This is a genomic window from Streptomyces sp. NPDC104226 (genome assembly GCF_055584085.1).
In genome coordinates this window covers 654,717-672,789 of record NZ_JBVJMS010000003.1, presented here as the reverse complement: position 1 = coordinate 672,789, position 18,073 = coordinate 654,717, and the positions used below count along the sequence as shown (strand labels likewise).

The following is an 18,073-nucleotide window of genomic DNA, read 5'->3' as shown; positions in this document are numbered from 1 at the left end:
CGACATGACCACCGACACGACCACCGACACGATCCCCGGCACGACCGAGGACCGGACCATCCGGATCGCCCTGGCCGGAGGCGGCGCCTTCGGAGCCAAGCACGCGGCCGCGCTCAGGCGGATCAAGGGCGTCGAGGTGACCGCCGTCGTGAGCAGCACCCTCGAAAGCGCCCAAAGCTTCGCCGAGAAGCAGGGCATCGGCCGCGGGGTCGCGACCTTGGAGGAGGTACTGGCGATGGACGACGTCGACGCCGTCATCCTCGCCACGCCCACGCCGATGCACGCCGCGCAGACACTGGCCTGCCTCGCAGCGGGCAAGCACGTCCAGACCGAGATCCCGCTGGCCGCCTCCCTCGCCGACGCCGAGGCGTGCCTGGAGGCGCAGCAGCGCACCGGACTGGTGGCGATGGTGGGGCACACGCGGCGCTTCAACCCGAGCCACCAGTGGGTCCGGCAGCAGGTCCGTGCCGGAGACTTCGCCATCCAGCAGATGGACGTACAGACCTACTTCTTCCGCCGCACCAACCTCAACGCCCTCGGCCAGCCGCGCTCCTGGACCGACCACCTGCTGTGGCACCACGCCGCGCACACCGTCGACCTGTTCGCGTACCAGACGGGCTCGCCGATCGTGCAGGCCAACGCGATCCAGGGCCCGATCCACCCCGAGCTCGGCATCGCGATGGACATGTCCATCCAGCTGCGCGCGGAGAACGGCGCCATCTGCACGCTGTCACTGTCGTTCAACAACGACGGCCCGCTGGGCACCTTCTTCCGCTACATCGGCGACACCGGCACCTACCTCGCCCGCTACGACGACCTGGCCACCGGCAAGGACGAGCCGATCGACGTGACCGGCGTCGACGTCTCGATGGACGGCATCGAACTCCAGGACCGCGAGTTCGTCGCAGCCATCCGCGAGGGCCGCGAACCGAACGCCTCCATCGCCCAGGTGATGCCCTGCTACCGGACCCTGGCAGCCCTGGAGGAGCAACTGGCCGCCATCACCGCCTGAGCACGGGGACGCGCCCACCCGGGGCGTCGTCGGGACGGACGGGTTCCATAGACGGAACGTTCTGTTTATGGAACGATGGATCCACTCGGGGTGCTGGAGCAACCGACCCCCGGTCAGGGGAAGGAACACCATGGATCCGGCCGCCCGCGTCGGCTCGCGCGTGCGCGAGTTGCGCGAAGCACAGGGGATGTCGCTGTCCGAACTGGCCCGCAGGTCCAGCGTCGGCAAGGCGACGCTCTCCGAACTGGAGGGCGGTCGGCGCAACCCCACTCTGGAGACGCTCTACGCCCTGACGACGGCGCTCAAGGTGCCCCTGAGCGCCGCGCTGCTCGATCTCGCGTCTCCCGCCACCCTCTCCGGCGACGCGGTCGACGCCGTCCTCGTCGAGCGGTTCGAGGCCGACGACGCGGTCTCGGAGACGTACCGGGTGCGCATCCGGGCCGGTGCGACCCAGGAGTCCGCCGCCCACACCGCCGGCACGACGGAGCACCTCGTCGTCCTCGCCGGCACCGCACGCGTCGGCGGGCTGGCCGCACCCGCCCTGATCGGCCCCGGCATGCACGCGAGTTGGGCCGCCGACGTCCCGCACCTGTACGAAGCGCCCTCGGGAGACGTCGAGGCGCTCCTGATCGTGCGCTACCCGCGGTGACGGGCAACCGGCTCGGACGAGCCGAGATAGCCCGGAAGCTGCGCAGGGCCACGCCGCTCACCGCCGTCGTGGCGGGCCTGATCACGGTGTTGGTGGGAGTCACCAGTTCCGCCGCGATCGTCTTCACGGCCGCAGAAGCGGCAGGAGCGGGACCGCGGGAGCTCACCTCCTGGATGCTGGCCCTCGGGGTCGGCATGGGGATCACCTGCATCGGACTGTCCCTGCGGTACAAGGCCCCCGTCGTCACCGCCTGGTCCACCCCCGGGGCCGCGCTGCTGGTCTCCGGACTCGACGGGGTGACGATGGCCCAGGCCGTCGGCGCCTTCCTCGTCTCCGCCGCGCTGATCGTGCTCAGCGGGCTGACGGGCTGGTTCGAGCGCGTGATGGGACGGATTCCCGTGCCGCTCGCGGCGGGCCTGCTCGCAGGGGTGCTCGTACAGTTCGGCACCGGACTCTTCGCCCGCATGGACGGCCACTTCGCCGTCGTGTTCTCCATGTTCGCGGTCTATCTCCTGGGCCGCAGACTCCTGCCCCGCTACGCGGTCGTCGCAGCGCTCGCCGCGGGAGTCGCGGTCGCGGCCGTACAGGGCTCCGTGCGGCCGGGGAGGATCCGCTTCGCCTTCGCCGAACCGGTCTTCACGGCCCCCGCGTTCTCGTGGCAGGTGATCGTCAGCGTCGCGCTGCCGCTGTTCGTCGTGACGATGGCCTCACAGAACCTGCCGGGCGTCGCGGTCCTGCGCGGCGACGGCTACGACCGGGTGCCGGTGTCGCCCCTGATCACCTGGACGGGCGCCACCAATCTGCTGCTCGCGCCGTTCGGCTGCTTCGGACTGAACCTCGCGGCCATCACGGCGGCCATCTGCACGGGCCGTGAGGCACACGAGGACCCGAACCGCCGCTACCTGGCCGGCGTCTGGGCGGGAGTGTTCTACCTGGGAGTCGGCGTCTTCGGCGGAACGGTCGGCTCGCTGCTCACCGCACTGCCCACCGCCCTCGTCCTCGGCATCGCGGGACTCGGACTGCTGGGCACCATCGGGAACTCGCTCGCCTCGGCACTCTCGGACGAGGGCGCACGGGAGGCCGCGGTGATCACCTTCCTGGCCACGGCATCCGGGGTGACCCTGCTCGGAGTGGGCTCCGCATTCTGGGGCCTCCTGGCCGGCACCCTGACCGCAGCACTGACGCACCGCCACCAACGCCCCGAGCCGCAACCCGACCCGACCACGACACCCCCCACCCGAACCGAACAACCCACACCCGGAGCGAACTGACCCGCGCGCCGTTCCCCCCCCGTCCACCTCCTTCTCGTCCGCCGCCCGGCCCGCTTCGGCACGTGTGTTGCGTCTTCGACGAACGGGGCCTCGTGACCGTGGTGGAGCGCCCGGACGGACGGCAGGCGCGAGCCGAGTACAACGGGATCGGGCTCCCGATACGCACGGTCGGTACCGACGGCAACGTCCGGCGCCAGGAGTTCGACGCCCACGGCAACCGGACGTCGGTCACGGCGCCGTCCGGAGCGATCACCCGTTTCACCTACGACGAGACCGGCGTCGTCACCTCGGTCACCGATGCGCTCGGGAACACCTCGGCCATCGTTTCCGACCGCGCCGGTCTGCCCCTCGCCATCACCGATCCGCTGGGGGCGACCACGTACTACGAGCGGGACGCCTTCGGTCGAGCCGTGTCGATCACCGACCCGCTGGGTGCCGTCACGCGCATGGACTGGACGGTCGAGGGCCAACTCGCCCGCCGTGTCGAGGCCGACGGCAGCGAGCAGTCGTGGACGTACGACGGCGAGGGCAACTGCGTCGCCCACGTGGACGTTCTCGGCGGGGTCACGACCTTCGAGTACGCGGACTTCGACGTCCTGACGGCCCGCACGGGGCCGGACGGCTTCCGCTACGGGTTCCGCTACGACACCGACCTCCACCTCACCCAGGTCACCAACCCCCAGGGACTGACCTGGGACTACGTGTACGACCCGGCCGGCCGGGTCCTGGCCGAGACCGACTTCGGCGACCGGACGCTGACGTACGGAAGGGATGCGGCAGGGCGGCTCGTGTCCCGGACGGACGTGCTCGGCCAGACCATCCGCTACGAGTGGGACGAGCTGGACCGGGTCGTCCGCAAGGACGCCGCCGGCGCTGTGACCACCTTCGCGTACGACTCCGGCGACCAGCTCGCGGAAGCGGTCGGCCCGGATGCCGCGCTCACGCGCTTGCGGGACCGCTACGGCCGCCTCAAGTCCGAGACGGTGAACGGCCGGACGACGGCGTTCGCCCACGATGAGCTCGGCCGCCGCACCGGCCGTACCACCCCGACGGGGGCGGTCAGCACCTGGACCTATGACGCGGTCGGCTACCCCGCCTCCCTTGCCACGGCCGATCTGCCCATCACGTTCGGCTACGACGCGGTCGGCCGGGAGGTCACCCGCCGGATCGGCGATACCGTCACGCTGTCGTCCCGGTACGACCACGGGGGCCGCCTCGCCACCCAGCACGTCACCTGCGCCGGTCACAGCATCCAGCGCCGCGACTACACGTACCGCGCCGACGGAAACCCGACGGGCCTGGACGACCAGCTCACGGGCGCGAAGACCTTCGACCTGGACGCGGCCGGCCGGGTGACCGCCGTGCGGGCGGAGGGGTGGACCGAGCGGTACGCCTACGACGAAGCGGGCAACCAGGCGACCGCCTCCTGGCCCGCCACCCACCCGGGCCAGGACGCCGTGGGCCCACGCGAGTACACCGGCACGACGGTAAAGCGCGCGGGCAGGACGCGCTACGAACACGACGCGTTGGGTCGCGTCACCCTGCGTCGGAGGACCCGGCTGTCCGGCACCACGGACACCTGGCGGTACGACTGGGACGCCGAGGACCGCTTGCGCGGGGTGACCATGCCTGATGGTGCCGTATGGCGCTACGCGTACGACGCACTCGGCCGCCGCACTTCCAAGCAGCGCCTCGCTGCCGACGGCACGACGGTTCTGGAACAGGTCGTGTTCACCTGGGACGGCACGACCCTGTGCGAACAGACGACGCAATCGCCGGACCTCGCCCATGCGGTGGTCCTGACCTGGGACCACAAGGGCCTGCAGCCCCTGACCCAGCGAGAACGCCTCCTGCACCGGGACTCACCCCAAGAGGTCGTGGACGCCCGCTTCTTCAGCATCGTCACCGACCTGGTGGGGGCCCCCGCGGAACTGATCGACGAGGCCGGGGCGCTGTCCTGGCGCACCCGCACCACGGTGTGGGGCACCACCACTTGGGCGTCCACCAGCAAGGCGTACACCCCGCTCCGCTTCCCGGGCCAGTACTTCGACCCGGAATCGGGCCTTCACTACAACTACTTCCGCCACTACGACCCCGAAACGGCCCGCTACCTCAGCCAGGACCCCCTGGGTCTCACGCCGGCACCCAATCCGGCGGCCTACGTTCCCAATCCCCACACGTGGGTCGACCCGCTGGGTTTGGCGGCCTGCCCGACCTTCACTCCGGGAGAAACGCTGGGAGACGTCAGCAGAATCCACGGATGGGTACCCAAGTCCATCCCCGCGGAGGCCTTGGACGTCCTTCAGGACGTGCGCAAGGAAGGCTGGGGCTGGGGAGGCGGCCCAGGATTCTACGGGCCGAAATGGTGGGTGGAGCCATTCGAGAACAGTGGAAAGAACGGTGGCTACCGGCTTCCCACCCTCGAGCCATCAGGCCAGCCGATCACCTATAGGGAATATGGAACCTACCCGTCACCGGACAATCCCACGCCGGGCGGTGAGCGTTGGGTGCTCGGCAGTGATGGGTCCGCCTACTACACTCCCACTCACTACCAGACGTACATTGTGGGTGAAAGTCCCAGATGGGTGAACTGATGACAGAAGAGGAACCGGAAATCCGAATCGCCCCGTGGATGCACGTCATCACAGCAGGCGGTGGCGTATGCCTTGATGAACTCCTGCCCGCGTCCGGCAGTGTCTACGTGGCACGCCTGGACGGGCGCGATATGACCGATGAGATCTCGACGTTTCAGCAATTCGATGAATCGCTCAAGTTCCCCGACTATTTCGGATGGAACTGGAACGCCTTCTACGACTGCCTTCGCGATCTCGGGTGGCTCTCATCGGACCACCACGTCCTCATCGTCGACGCCGCCGAGAGCGTGCTGTCCGGGGACGATGCCGCGCGCGAAGAGTTCTTCAGAGCTCTATGGCGCGCCGGTCAGCGGTGGTCCTACACCAAGAGACCCGAGGGCGTCACGCTCAGCAAACTCTTCGTGGTCCTGTCATGCGGCAAGGAGTCCACGGCCGGCCTCGCGAGGCAGCTCGAATCTCTGCAGGCCCCACCACACCCCTAGTCGGCACACGCGGCTCCCGGCTAGAGCCAGTCGCGCTTCTTGAAGATGACGTACAGGCTTACGCAGACCACGGCCATCAGGAGGATCGCGAAGGGGTAGCCGCCTGCCCACTTCAGCTCCGGCATGTCCTCGAAGTTCATGCCGTAGATGGTGCCGACCAGGGTGGGGGCGAAGAGGATGGCTGCCCAGGAGGAGATCTTCTTGATCTCCTCGTTCTGTTCGAAGCCGGCCTCGGCCAGGGCGCGCATTTCGGCGTTCTGTTGTTGGGAGACCAGGGTGGCGTTGACCGTCAGGATTTCTGTGAGGGCCTGGCGGAAGCCGTCCACGCGTTCGCTGGTGTGGGTGACGTGGTCGGCCACGTCGCGGAGGTAGCGCTGGAGTTCCTCGTCCGTGCCGTACTTCGCGAAGCCGGCCATCAGGCTGTGGAGCATGCCGACCAGGGGGCGGGTGGCGCGTTGGAACTCGACCATTTCCCGGGAGAGTTCGTAGATGCGGCGGGATACTTCCGGGTCGCCGCTGAAGACCTCGGTCTCGATCTCGTCCATGTCGATCTGGACGCCCTCGACGACGGGGGCGTAGCCGTCGACCACCGCGTCGAGGATGGCGTACAGGGCGGCTTCCGGGCCGAGGGAGAGGAGTTCGGGGGACTCCTCCATGCGGCGGCGGACCGCCGAGAGGTCCGGGGCCGCTCCGTGGCGGACCGTGATCAGGAAGTCGGGGCCGACGAAGATGTGGAGCTCGCCGAAGTCGACCTCCTCCAGCGCGTCCAGGTAGCGGGCGGCGCGCAGGACGACGAAGAGGGTGTCTCCGTAGCGTTCCAGCTTGGGGCGCTGGTGGGCCTCCAGGGCGTCCTCGACGGAGAGCGGGTGGAGGTTGAACTCGTCGGCCAGGGAGTGGAGTTCGGCTTCCGTGGGGCGGTGCAGGCCGATCCAGGCCATGCCGTCGGGCTGTTCGCGCAGCCGACGGAAGGTGTCGGCGAGGGTGGTGGGGGAGGCGATCCGGACTCCGTCGCGGTAGACCGCGGAGTCGATCACGCTGCGGTGGTCCGCGGGCGTGGGTGCCTGCGGGGCCGGCTTCGGGGCCCGTGGGGGTGTGGCCGGGGGAGTGGAGGGGAGAGCGGCCGGGCGCCGCCAGCCCACCCGCTTCGCGGGCCCGGCGCCGGGCGGCGGCGAGGGGCGGCGGCGGTCTGGTCGCTCCGACATCGCAGGTCAGCTCCCGGTCGAACGGGTGTTTACGGGCAAGGTGCAGGATATCCGGGTGAATGGTCCGCCGGGTGCTCCGGGGTCCGCTGGGTCCTCCGGGGGGAGCAGGTGGTCCCCGGGTGGTCCGTGCGCGTTCCGGTGGGGCGGATGCGGCCGGAACGGAGTTGCGGACAGAATGTGTCCGCATGGGCCGATACGTTGTCGGCATGGCCTCCAAGACGACGCGTCCCGTACTCGACACCCGTGCGCTGAACCGTGCCACGCTCGCCCGCCAGCTGCTCCTGACCCGCGCCGAGATGTCCGCGCAGGACGCCACCGAGCACCTGCTGGGGCTGCAGGCGCAGAACGCGAAGCCGCCCTACTTCCAGCTCCACGCCCGCCTCGCCGGATTCGGCCCGGCCGAGCTCGCCGGGCTGATGGAGTCCCGGCAGGTGGTCCGGATGGTCACCATGAGGTCCACCATCCACACCCACACCGTCCGCGACGCGCTCACCCTGCGTCCCCTGGTCCAGCCCGCCCGCGACCGGGAGATCAACTACTTCCGCAAGGGCCTGGTCGGAGTGGACCTGGACAGGCTGGCCGAGCGGGCGCGGGAGTTCGTGGAGGCCGAACCGCGGACCATGGCGGAGATACGGGAGGAGCTGCTCAAGGAGTGGCCCGGAGCCGACCCGCAGTCGCTGTCCGTCGCCGCGCGCTGCCGGCTGCCGCTCGTCCAGGTCACCCCGCGCGGGGTCTGGGGGAAGAGCGGGCAGGTCCGCCTCACCACCTTGAGCGAGTGGGTGGGAAGGGACGCGGAGGGAGGAGAGGGAGGAGGCGAGAGCGGTGAGTCCGGTGGGGAGGGCTCGGGGATCGATGCTGCCGTTCTGCGGTATCTCGGGGCTTTCGGGCCCGCCTCCGTCAAGGACATGCAGACGTGGGCCGGGCTCACCCGGCTGCGCGAGGCCTTCGAGCGGCTGAGGCCCGTACTGGAGGTGTTCCAGGACGAGAACGGCGTCGAACTCTTCGATCTGCCCGACGGGCCCCGCCCCGATGCCGGGCAGCCCGCCCCGCCGCGCTTCCTTCCCGAGTTCGACAACCTGCTCCTCTCCCACGCCGACCGCTCCCGGGTGATCCCGCCCGAGCTGAAGGGGAGCAGCTGGACCGGGAACCAGGCCCACTGCACGCTGCTCCTCGACGGTTTCCTCGCCGGGCTCTGGAAGCTGGACGCCGGAGGGAAGGACGGAGAGAAAGGCGCAGGGAAGGGCGCAGGGAAGGGCGCAGGGAACCTCACCGTCGAGTTGTTCTCCGCCGTCTCCAAGGCCGTCAAGGCGGAGATCGTGGCCGAGGGAGAGGCGCTGCTCGCGGTGATGGGCGACGGGGCGGGTGAGGTCCGCTTCGGTTCCATCCGTCCGTGAGTCCCCACCCGACGGCGCCGCGCTCTGGTGGCCCGTACGCCGGACACGGCACGATGCCTGGCACGACCGAGATCACCCGCGCGATCGTTCTCGTTCGTGGCGCGCCGCTCGACCGCCGTCGGACGGCGGCGGCGCGCCAGTCATGCAGCTGTTCGGGATCAGGGACCTAGGAGAGAGCACATGCGGATTCCCATGACCGTCACGGACTTCCTCGACCGGGCGGAGCTGGGGTTCTCGTCGAGCCCGGGTGTGGTGGACGAGCCGGATCAGCCCGCTCCACCGGTTCCCGATGCGACCTACGGGAGGCTGGGCGAGCGCGTACGGGCCTGGCAGGCGGGATTCGACGCGCTGGGGGTGGGCGAGGGCGAGCGCGTGGCCGTGGTCAGCCACAACTCCGCCCGGCTCCTGGAGCTGCTCTTCGCGGTGCCGATGAGCGGGCGCGTCTGCGTGCCGGTCAACTTCCGGCTCAAGCCCGAGGAGGTCGACTACGTGGTCCGGCAGAGCGGGGCCTCGGTCCTGCTCGTCGACCCGGAACTGGACGAGGCGCTGGCGGGCGTCAAGGCCCGCCACCGCTTCGTCCTCGGGACGGAGACGGACACGCAGCTGATGCGCTTCGGCGTGGAGCCGCGCCCCTGGTCGCACCCGGACGAGGACGCGACCGCGACGATCAACTACACCTCCGGCACCACCGCCCGCCCCAAGGGGGTGCAGCTCACCCACCGCAACATCTGGGTGAACGGGCTCACCTTCGGACTGCACACCCGGGTCTGGGAGCGTGACGTCTACATGCACACGCTGCCGATGTTCCACTGCAACGGCTGGGGCATGCCCTTCGTGATGGCCGGGCTCGGCGTCAAGCAGGTGGTGCTGCGCAAGGTCGACGGCGCCGAGATCCTGCGCCGGGTCGAGGAGCACGGAGTCACGCTGATGTGCGGTGCGCCCGCCGTCTGGAACACCGTGCTGGACGCGGCGGCGAGCTGGGAGGGCGAGATCCCGGGCCGCGACCGGGTGCGCATCGTCTGCGCGGGCGCCCCGCCGCCGAGCCGGACGATCCAGCGCATGGGGGAGGAGCTGGGCTGGGAGTTCACGCAGATCTACGGCCTCACCGAGACCTCGCCGCTGCTCACCTTCAACCGGACCCTGCCCGCCGACGCCGGGCTGCCGGCCGAGGAACGGGCGCGCCGGCTGTCGCGTGCGGGGCTGCCCGCACTGGGGGTCAAGCTGCGGGTCTCCGAGGAAGGCGAGGTCCTGGCCAGGTCGAACGTCGTACTGGAGGGGTACTGGGACAAGCCGGAGGAGACCGCGGCCGCACTGCGGGACGGCTGGTTCCACACGGGTGACGGCGGCACGGTCGACGAGGCCGACGGCCACCTGACGATCTCCGACCGCAAGAAGGACGTGATCATCACCGGCGGCGAGAACGTGTCGTCGATCGAGGTGGAGGACGCGATCTTCAGCCATCCGGCGGTCGCCGAGGTCGCCGTCATCGGTGTGCCGCACGAGAAGTGGGGCGAGACGATCAAGGCCCTCGTGGTCCTCGCCGAGGGAGTCGACGGACAGGCCGTCCAGGAGGCGGAGATCATCGCCCACTGCAAGCAGCGACTGGCCGGGTACAAGGCCCCGACGACGGTCGAGTTCCGCGCCGCCATCCCGCGCACGGCCACCGGCAAGATCCAGAAGTTCAAGCTCCGCGAGCCGTACTGGTCGGGCCTGGACCGGCAGGTGAACTGACCCCGGCCCGGTTCGTGACGGCGGTACGGGGCTGCGCGCGCAGCCCCGTACCGCCGTACTGCCGCACCCGTGTAGCCGGGTACGGGCCGTCGGCTAGCCGGGCAGCTGCGCCTCGATCGCCGCGATGACCTCGGGAGCCTCGGGCTCCGTGCGCGGGCGGAAGCGGGCCACGACCTCGCCGGCGGGGGAGATCAGGAACTTCTCGAAGTTCCAGGTGATGTCACCGGCCTCGCCCTCGGCGTCCGGAACCTTCACGAGCTCCTTGTAGAGCGGGTGCCGGTTCTCGCCGTTGACCTCGGTCTTCTCCAGCATCGGGAAGGTGACGCCGAAGCCGGCCGCGCAGAACGTCTGGATGTCGTCGGCGTTGCCCGGCTCCTGGCCGCCGAACTGGTTGCAGGGCACACCGATGACGGTGAAGCCCTTCTCCTCGTACTTGAACTGCAGGCGGGCCAGACCCGAGTACTGCGGGGTGAGACCGCACTGCGAGGCGGTGTTCACGAGCAGGATCGCCTTGCCCTTGTGCGCGGCGAGGCTGGTGGGCTCGTCGGACAGGGTGGTCAGCGGGATGTCGTACAGGCTCATCAAGCTCTCCTCGGCAGGCAAACGCACGTGATATCCCCCGAGCCTAGCCCCGTGCCTAGGCCCCCATGCCGACGAGGTCGTCCGCCGGGTCGTTGACCGGTTGGGGCCTGCCCGTGAGGTCCATGACGAAGAGCGGTATCCCGAGGTCGTCCGCGCGGGCGCGGGCGTCGTCGGTGTATCCGGCGAGGGAGAAGTAGACGCTCGTCGCGCAGGCCGTGAGCCCGTTCAGCCAGACGCACTCCACCGCCCGCAGCCCGGCCGGGGCCGTGGTCGGGTCCACCTGGGCGACCAGGCCGGGGGCCCGCAGGTCCACCGCCGCCGACGGGATCGGCCGCCCGTCGGGCTGGCGCACGTCCTGGAAGCCGAGCCAGCGCAGGTACAGCGCGGCGGTGACCACCGCGTCCCGGGCGGTACGGATCGTCACGGGCCGGAAGGCGGGCCGCGGCACCGCGGGGCCGGCCGGGGCCGGGGCCGTGCCGTCGGGCCATCCCGGCGACCCCGGCGACCCCGGCCACCCTTGCCGCCCCGGCCACCCGGGCGGCTCCATCCCGGTGGGAGAAGGAGAAGGGGGAGAAGGAGAAGGGGGAGAAGGAGGGGACGCGAGAGGAGTGCGTGCAATCCCGCCGCCCGCCGGCTCCAGCGGATGCACCGGAACCAGGACGACCGTCCCGCAGGAGGTGCACCCCACCTCCGGATGCGGCCACTCGCTCTCCCGCCGACAGGCCTCGCACCGCACCGCGACCCAGCTCTGCGTCCAGGTGCGGTGGGTCAGCTCCCGGGGCGGCGAGGTCAGGTCCAGGGGCGGGGTGACCGGGTTCCCGCAGGCGCAGGGGAAGACCGGGGCGGCGTAGTCGTTCTCGCGCAGGCACGCCGGGCAGCGCACCGGTACCGCATCCGCCATGAGACCTGGACCCCCTCCGTCGCTGTGCGTAGCCCCATGGTCCACCACCTGCCACCGGAGGGGTGGGCGGACCCCCGATTTTCTGGCTGGTCCTGGTTTTTCGTACGACTCACCGCCCGGGACGCGGCTTTTGGTGGGTTCCGGGGTGCCGTACCGCCTTGACGTTGCAGGGAGTCGCCGCTTAGCTTGTTCCGTATAGCAGAACAAAACTTCCGGATTACGGAAAAGCCTGACCCGCCAGACCCGCAGGAGAACTCGATGCCTCGTATGACAGCCGCCGCCGCTGCAGTGGAGATCCTCAAGCTCGAGGGTGTCGAACAAGCGTTCGGCGTCCCCGGTGCTGCGATCAACCCGTTCTACCGCGAGCTCAAGAACGTGGGCGGAATCGCTCACACGCTGGCCCGCCACGTCGAGGGTGCCTCGCACATGGCCGAGGGTTACACCCGCGCCAAGGCCGGCAACATCGGCGTCTGCATCGGTACCTCGGGCCCGGCCGGCACCGACATGATCACCGGCCTGTACTCCGCGATCGCGGACTCCATCCCGATCCTGTGCATCACCGGTCAGGCTCCGGTCTCGAAGCTCCACAAGGAGGACTTCCAGGCCGTCGACATCGCTTCGATCGCCAAGCCGGTCACCAAGAAGGCGACGACCATCCTCGAGGCCGCCCAGGTTCCGGGCGTGTTCCAGGAGGCCTTCCACCTGATGCGCTCCGGCCGTCCGGGCCCGGTCCTGATCGACCTCCCGATCGACGTCCAGCTGACCGAGATCGAGTTCGACCCCGAGACCTACTCCCCGCTGCCGGTCTACAAGCCGGCCGCGACCCGCGCCCAGGCCGCCAAGGCCCTGCAGTTCCTGCTCGAGTCCGAGCGTCCGCTGATCGTCGCCGGTGGCGGCATCATCAACGCCGACGCCGCCGACCTGCTGGTCGAGTTCGCCGAGCTGACGAACGTCCCGGTCATCTCCACCCTCATGGGCTGGGGCGTCATCCCGGACGACCACGAGCTGGCCGCCGGCATGGTCGGAGTCCAGACCTCGCACCGCTACGGCAACGCGACGTTCCTCGAGTCGGACTTCGTCTTCGGCATCGGCAACCGTTGGGCCAACCGTCACACCGGTTACAACCTCGACGCCTACACCAAGGGCCGCAAGTTCGTCCACGTCGACATCGAGCCGACCCAGATCGGCAAGATCTTCGCCCCGGACTTCGGCATCGCCTCGGACGCCAAGGCGGCCCTGGAGCTCTTCATCGAGATCGCCAAGGAGCTCAAGGCCGAGGGCAAGCTGCCCGACTTCAGCGCCTGGGCCGCTTCCGCCCAGGAGCGCAAGGCGACGCTGCTGCGCCGCACGCACTTCGACAACATCCCCATGAAGCCGCAGCGCGTCTACGAGGAGATGAACAAGGCGTTCGGCCCCGAGACCCGCTACGTCACCACCATCGGTCTGTCCCAGATCGCCGGTGCGCAGATGCTGCACGTCTACAAGCCGCGCAACTGGATCAACTGCGGCCAGGCCGGCCCCCTCGGCTGGACCATCCCGGCCGCCATCGGTGCCGCCACCGCGGACCCGGAGACCCCGATCGTCGCGCTGTCCGGCGACTACGACTTCCAGTTCATGATCGAGGAGCTGGCGGTCGCCGCCCAGCACAAGGTCCCCTACGTCCACGTCCTCGTGAACAACGCCTACCTGGGTCTGATCCGTCAGGCGCAGGGCGGTCTGGGCATCAACTTCGAGGTCAACCTCGAGTTCGAGAACATCAACACCCCCGAGCTGGGTGTCTACGGCGTCGACCACGTCAAGGTCGCCGAGGGCCTGGGCGTCAAGGCGATCCGCGTCACCGACCCGGACAAGCTGGGCGAGGCCTTCGAGCAGGCCAAGAAGCTGGCCCAGGAGTTCCAGGTCCCGGTCGTCGTCGAGGCCATCCTGGAACGCATCACCAACATCTCCATGAGCAAGACGGTCGACATGAGCGACGTCACCGAGTTCGAGGAGCTCGCGACCGAGGCCGGCCACGCCCCCTCCGCGATCCGCAACACCCTGCCCGCCTAGTCCCATCAGGCTGGTCTAGCACCACCGAACGGCCCCCGTCCCTCCCCCAGGAGGAACGGGGGCCGTTCCGCGTCCCCCAGGGGCCGGAGGTCCCACCCCCGTTCCACCAGACGGCACGCCCGCCGACCACGCGGGGCCCTCAGGGCACCGGCCCCCCCTGACGTTGTCCCCCGGCCGGTGCGGACAATGAGGCCCGTGGATGACGGATGGGACTGGCCGACGGGCAAACTGACCGCGCTCCGACTCGGCAGGAGGCTGGTCGTGGAAGTGCCGGCATCGCGACCGGATCGCCGGGCGTTCGTGGACGTCCGTCCCGTACGGAGCGAGCCCGACGTCCGGGCCGGGGGCGAGGGGTGGGTTCGCAGCGACCCTGGACGAAGCTTTCGGCTGGAGCACTGGGAGTACGACTCCGAGCACATGGTCGGCTTCGACTACGACCGCGGCGCATGCCTCGTCGAGGCCGCCGACGCCGCGGACGAGCGTGAGCTGGGCAGCGTGCTAAGCGCGTGGGGAGTCCGGCCCGGCCTCTTCTCCCATCCCTGGGAAACCGACGATCCCAGGTAGGAGGACGAAAGGCGGCCTCCCGTACGGGGAGGGGCTCCGTGGGGCAAGGAGAGGGGCTCCAGGGCTCAGAAGGCGCCTGTGCCGCCCTTCGGGGGCGTTCGGGTCCGTTCGGGTGAGGGAGAACCGATACGGCGCGAGAAGGGCGGTGACTGGGCTCGGGAGCTCAGCAAGGGTGGCTTTGCATCTTTCCGATGCTTCCCGCTGCTCCTGCTCTCCCGAGGGGATTCCCTGATGCGTCTTCGTCGTGCCGCCGTTGCCGCCTTCGGCGCCTTTGCGCTGCTGCTGACCGTTCCGTCGTCGGCCTCGGCCGCCGCCGGGGTGTTCGAGTACACGTACATCGGACCGGACGGGCGCCCGCAGCGTGCCGCCCTGCCCGACCCGGAGAGCGGTGAGTGCATCACCCTGCCCGAGGTGGCCGATCCCGGTGCCAGTGCGTCCGCCCACTCGCCGCGCAACCTCACCGACTCCACGGCGACGGTCTTCACCGAGCCGGACTGCACGGGGGACTGGTTCACGCTGCGGCCGCTCGTGGGGCGGGGCTCGGAGCGGCTGGAGCTCCGGTCGGTCGTGTTCAGCTGAGCCGCCGGCCCCCGGGCATGACAAAGAGCCGAGTCACGGGACCGTCCGTGACTCGGCTCTTTGAGTGTGTGGTGCTTGTTACCGCCCGACGGTACGAGGCTGGCGCGACAGGACGTTCGCACCGCCGGGCGGAGAGGGTGGGGGAGGTTGTCCTCCGTATGCAGGGGGCTCTGTGCGTGGCCCCCGTATAGAGAGGAGAGGTTTGGCTGGGACCGTGGCGAGCGGCGACGAGAACTCCGGCTTCGTCTCCCTCAGGTCAAGAGACGGGCCTCGGAACCCATTACCACCGCACTGGCTCGCACGCTCGCCACGGTCCTCGTCCTGCCCTCACCGCGTACCACCCCTCATCCGGGTCCGCAGTGCGGGCTCAGCACCCGGATCCTGACCTCCCGTCAGGACCCCGGCGCAGCTTGTGGGCTCAGGCGTCGCGCAGGGCGCGGACGGCCTCCTCGACGCGCTTGCCGTAGTCGGCGTCGGCGGCGTGGAAGTGAGCCAGGTTCTTCTCGATGACGTCCTCGAGGGTGACCTGCGACAGGCCGCCGGCGATGGTCGCCACCAGACGCTGCTTCTCGGCCTCCGACATCAGGCGGTAGAGCTCACCGGCCTGGAAGAAGTCGTCGTCCTTGGTGTGCGCCGGAGCCTCGTGGGTGCCCGTGTAGCCGGAGACGGCCTTCGGGGCGCCCAGCGCCAGACCGGTCTCGGCCGGACCCTGGTGCGAGTTGGGCTCGTAGTTCTTGTCGTGGCGCGAGCCGTTGCGCAGCGCCATGACGCCGTCGCGGCCGTAGTTGTCGACCTTCGCCGCCTTCGCGGAGTTGACCGGCAGCTGGGTGTGGTTCACACCGAGGCGGTAACGCTGGGCGTCGGCGTACGCGAAGAGGCGGCCCTGGAGCATCTTGTCCGGCGAGGCGGTGATGCCCGGGACGAAGTTGTTCGGGGAGAACGCGGACTGCTCGACCTCGGCGAAGACGTTGTCGGGGTTCCGGTCCAGGACCAGGCGGCCGACGCGCTGCAGCGGGTAGTCCGAGTGCGGCCACACCTTGGTGAGGTCGAACGGGTTGAAGCGGTAGTCCGCGGCCTCGGAGGCCGGCATGACCTGGACGTACAGGGTCCAGCTCGGGTTCACACCGCGCTCGATGGCCTGCAGCAGGTCGGTCTGGTGCGAGTTGGCGTCGGAGCCGACGAGCTCGGCGGCCTGCTCGCCCGACAGGCAGCGGATGCCCTGGTTCGTCTTGAAGTGGTACTTGACGAAGAAGGCCTCGCCCTGCGCGTTGGTCCACTGGTACGTGTGGGAGCCGTAGCCGTTCATGTGACGGTACGACGCCGGGATACCGCGGTCACCCATCAGCCAGGTGATCTGGTGCGTCGCCTCGGGGGCGTGCGCCCAGAAGTCCCAGACGTTGTCCGCTTCCTGCTTGCCCGTGAAGGGGTCGCGCTTCTGCGAGTGGATGAAGTCGGGGAACTTGATCGGGTCCTTGATGAAGAACACCGGGGTGTTGTTGCCGACGAGGTCGTAGTTGCCCTCTTCGGTGTAGAACTTCAGCGCGAAGCCGCGCGGGTCGCGGACGGCGTCCGCGCCACCCAGCGAGTCGGCGACGGTGGAGAACCGCAGGAAGGTCTCGGTCTTCTTGCCGACCGTGTTCAGGAACGCGGCGCTGGTGTACGCGGTGACGTCGTCGGTCACCTCGAAGTAGCCGTACGCCGCGGAGCCGCGGGCGTGCACCACGCGCTCCGGGATGCGCTCGCGGTTGAACCGGGCGAGCTTCTCGAGGAGCTGCTGGTCCTGGATCAGCAGGGGGCCACCGACGCCGGCGGTAGCGGAGTTCTGGTTGTCGGCGACCGGGGCGCCAGACTCGGTCGTCAGCGTGCGCTTCGACATGGTGACCTTCCGTACGGATAACTGCTGACGGAAATCGTCTTCCGTCATGCGGAACAGACTAATTTCGGCATGAACGAGACGTCAACAGTTTGTTGAAATGAAAGTTGAGGGAGAGGTAATCCGGACGGTGCCGGCACTTGGGCGCGACAGGACAGGTGTCAGCACCGGCACCATCCGGAAACTCAGGGCCCCGTGAGCGGGGCGGGCGGCGGCCCTGCGGTCGGGGAGACCGGGCTCGGGCCGCCTATCCGAGCGGAGCTCAGATCTGGGCGCCGGAGAGGCGCTCGACCGCGCGGAGCAGCGCGGAGTGGTCCAGGCCACCGTCACCCTGGGCGCGCAGCGAGGCGACCAGCTGGGCGACGACCGCGCCGACCGGGAGGGCCGCACCGACGTTGCGGGCGGCGTCGGTGACGATGCCCATGTCCTTGTGGTGCAGGTCGATCCGGAAACCGGGCTTGAAGTCGCGGTTCAGGAAGTTGGCCTTCTTGCGGGTCAGGACCGTGGAGCCGGCCAGACCGCCGTTGAGCACGTCCAGAGCGGCTTCGAGGTTCACGCCCGACTTCTCGAGGAAGACGACGGCCTCGGCGCACGCCTGGATGTTCACCGCGACGATGAGCTGGTTGGCGGCCTTCACCGTCTGGCCGGAGCCGTGCGGGCCGCACAGGACGATGACCTTGCCGAGGGCCTCGAGGACCGGCAGGGCCTCGTCGAAGTCGGCCTGCTCGCCACCCACCATGATCGACAGGACGGCCTCGATGGCGCCGGCCTCGCCACCGGACACCGGGGCGTCGATGACGCGGATGCCCTTGGCGGCGGCGTTCTTCGCCAGGTCGATCGAGGTCTGCGGGGTGATCGACGACATGTCGATGATCAGCGCGCCGGACTTGGCGTTCTCGAGGATGCCGTTCTCACCGTAGGAGATGGCCTCGACCTGCGGGGAGGCGGGCACCATCGTGATGATGACGTCGGCGTCCTTGACGGCCTCGGCGATCGAACCGGCGGCGGAGCCACCGGCGGCGGCCAGGCGGTCCAGCTTGTCCTGCTCCAGCGTGAAGCCGGTGACCGAGTAGCCGGCCTTCAGGAGGTTCTCGGCCATGGGGGAGCCCATGATGCCGAGACCGATCCACGCGATCTTGGGGAGGTTGCTCATGATGAGGGTCCTTCTCTTAATGCTTCGTACGAAAAGT

Annotated in this window: 15 protein-coding genes and 1 pseudogene; 11 read left to right on the top strand and 5 right to left on the bottom strand. The window is 69.5% G+C overall.

Translation table 11 applies throughout. The features are described 5' to 3' along the window. The first annotated feature begins 4 nt into the window (after window positions 1-4). The 5 genes and pseudogenes from ACZ60J_RS12950 to ACZ60J_RS12930 all read left to right on the top strand — a co-directional run bounded on the left by ACZ60J_RS12950 (window position 5) and on the right by ACZ60J_RS12930 (window position 6,008). Window positions 5-1,012 (top strand): Gfo/Idh/MocA family oxidoreductase, encoded by a 1,008-nt coding sequence (locus tag ACZ60J_RS12950; RefSeq protein WP_469681330.1) that lies wholly within the window; start codon window positions 5-7, stop codon window positions 1,010-1,012. Between the two features lie 130 nt (window positions 1,013-1,142). Further along, a complete protein-coding gene (locus ACZ60J_RS12945) occupies window positions 1,143-1,661 on the top strand; it encodes a helix-turn-helix domain-containing protein (protein WP_469681328.1) in 519 nt (172 codons plus the stop codon). Continuing rightward, window positions 1,658-2,932 (top strand): benzoate/H(+) symporter BenE family transporter, encoded by a 1,275-nt coding sequence (locus ACZ60J_RS12940; protein WP_469681326.1) that lies wholly within the window; start codon window positions 1,658-1,660, stop codon window positions 2,930-2,932. Before ACZ60J_RS12945 ends, ACZ60J_RS12940 begins: the two co-directional genes overlap by 4 nt. A gap of 50 nt (window positions 2,933-2,982) precedes the next feature. Further along, a pseudogene (locus tag ACZ60J_RS12935) lies at window positions 2,983-5,526 on the top strand (RHS repeat-associated core domain-containing protein); the annotation flags it as partial. Continuing rightward, window positions 5,514-6,008: a barstar family protein gene (locus ACZ60J_RS12930; protein WP_469681324.1), complete on the top strand. Its 495-nt coding sequence runs from the start codon at window positions 5,514-5,516 to the stop codon at window positions 6,006-6,008. The pseudogene ACZ60J_RS12935 and the gene ACZ60J_RS12930, both read left to right, overlap by 13 nt. Before the next feature lie 20 nt (window positions 6,009-6,028). On the opposite strand, the gene ACZ60J_RS12925 is transcribed toward ACZ60J_RS12930, so the two are convergent. Beyond that, a complete protein-coding gene (locus tag ACZ60J_RS12925; RefSeq protein ID WP_469681322.1) occupies window positions 6,029-7,210 on the bottom strand; it encodes a magnesium and cobalt transport protein CorA in 1,182 nt (393 codons plus the stop codon). Between the two features lie 185 nt (window positions 7,211-7,395). On the opposite strand from ACZ60J_RS12925, the gene ACZ60J_RS12920 reads away from it, so the two are divergent. Together ACZ60J_RS12920 and ACZ60J_RS12915 are read left to right on the top strand one after the other, a co-directional pair. Then, entirely contained in the window at window positions 7,396-8,604 is a 1,209-nt protein-coding gene (locus tag ACZ60J_RS12920; RefSeq protein ID WP_469681320.1) for a winged helix DNA-binding domain-containing protein, read from the top strand. Between the two features lie 180 nt (window positions 8,605-8,784). Next, window positions 8,785-10,335 (top strand): AMP-binding protein, encoded by a 1,551-nt coding sequence (locus tag ACZ60J_RS12915; protein WP_469681318.1) that lies wholly within the window; start codon window positions 8,785-8,787, stop codon window positions 10,333-10,335. 93 nt (window positions 10,336-10,428) lie between these two features. On the opposite strand, the gene ACZ60J_RS12910 is transcribed toward ACZ60J_RS12915, so the two are convergent. Together ACZ60J_RS12910 and ACZ60J_RS12905 are read right to left on the bottom strand one after the other, a co-directional pair. Then, window positions 10,429-10,917, bottom strand: coding sequence for a glutathione peroxidase (locus ACZ60J_RS12910; protein ID WP_469681316.1), 489 nt, complete (start codon window positions 10,915-10,917; stop codon window positions 10,429-10,431). Between the two features lie 55 nt (window positions 10,918-10,972). Next, a complete protein-coding gene (locus ACZ60J_RS12905; RefSeq protein ID WP_469681543.1) occupies window positions 10,973-11,605 on the bottom strand; it encodes a hypothetical protein in 633 nt (210 codons plus the stop codon). Between ACZ60J_RS12905 and ACZ60J_RS12900 the strand changes: the two genes are divergently transcribed. The 4 genes from ACZ60J_RS12900 to ACZ60J_RS12885 all read left to right on the top strand — a co-directional run bounded on the left by ACZ60J_RS12900 (window position 11,526) and on the right by ACZ60J_RS12885 (window position 15,010). Then, window positions 11,526-11,768, top strand: a complete 243-nt coding sequence (locus ACZ60J_RS12900) for a hypothetical protein (protein WP_469681559.1) — start codon at window positions 11,526-11,528, stop codon at window positions 11,766-11,768. The two genes, ACZ60J_RS12905 and ACZ60J_RS12900, sit on opposite strands and share 80 nt — an antisense overlap. A gap of 308 nt (window positions 11,769-12,076) precedes the next feature. Then, window positions 12,077-13,867, top strand: coding sequence for a glyoxylate carboligase (gcl, locus tag ACZ60J_RS12895; RefSeq protein WP_469681314.1), 1,791 nt, complete (start codon window positions 12,077-12,079; stop codon window positions 13,865-13,867). Window positions 13,868-14,062: 195 nt separating this feature from the next. Continuing rightward, window positions 14,063-14,431, top strand: coding sequence for a hypothetical protein (locus ACZ60J_RS12890; RefSeq protein ID WP_469681312.1), 369 nt, complete (start codon window positions 14,063-14,065; stop codon window positions 14,429-14,431). A gap of 231 nt (window positions 14,432-14,662) precedes the next feature. Next, complete coding sequence (locus ACZ60J_RS12885) at window positions 14,663-15,010, top strand: hypothetical protein (RefSeq protein ID WP_469681310.1); 348 nt, start codon at window positions 14,663-14,665, stop codon at window positions 15,008-15,010. Between the two features lie 418 nt (window positions 15,011-15,428). On the opposite strand, the gene ACZ60J_RS12880 is transcribed toward ACZ60J_RS12885, so the two are convergent. Next, window positions 15,429-16,886, bottom strand: coding sequence for a catalase (locus tag ACZ60J_RS12880; protein WP_469681541.1), 1,458 nt, complete (start codon window positions 16,884-16,886; stop codon window positions 15,429-15,431). Between the two features lie 259 nt (window positions 16,887-17,145). Then, on the bottom strand, window positions 17,146-18,036 hold the full coding sequence (locus ACZ60J_RS12875) for a 2-hydroxy-3-oxopropionate reductase (protein WP_361769791.1): 891 nt from the start codon (window positions 18,034-18,036) through the stop codon (window positions 17,146-17,148). Between the last annotated feature and the right edge of the window lie 37 nt (window positions 18,037-18,073).